Raw genomic sequence first — 532 nt, forward strand, 5'->3', positions numbered from 1 at the left:
GGTTATATTCCTTTGTTCACGTTTTATGCTTTGCAGAATAAAAGTTAAACAGGCTGGCAACAACCACAAAAATCTTATGGAGAGATTCGAATATTTCGAAGGAGTTGATTTCAATTAAAAGGCGAGATAACGATAGAAAAGATATGCTCAGAAATAGCCAAGAAGCACGCCTAGAATAAGGTGACGTTTGATATAACCCGTTGAAAAAATAGTCACAACAAGGTTAACAGGCTTTCATTCAGCTACACTGAGCACTCATTTACTGCAATTCGTAGATATTATGCTTGTGATTGCAGTTCTTGCCATAGATCACTAACAATCACGCGATCCGCAGGCGTCAGTTCTGCACGTGCTTCTTCTAGGCTGTTCGCGATACGAGATTTTAGCTCTTCAACATCGTTGATGCCGTCTTCTTCACAAGATGCGGCAGACAGAGAGATGTGACCACGTAGATAACCACCAGCAAACAGTTCATCATCAGATGCGTTTTCAATACGAGCATCAATCAGTTCTAGTAGTTTTTCTTCAAATT

Annotated in this window: 1 protein-coding gene; it reads right to left on the bottom strand. The window is 40.0% G+C overall.

The genetic code is table 11. From position 1 onward, the window contains the following. Positions 1-278 precede the first annotated feature (278 nt). Positions 279-532, bottom strand: a 254-nt coding sequence (locus tag R7093_RS27715) for a YfcL family protein (RefSeq protein ID WP_318147341.1), incomplete at its 5' end; no start/stop codon positions are given.

It is taken from the genome of Vibrio sp. 1580 (genome assembly GCF_033340055.1).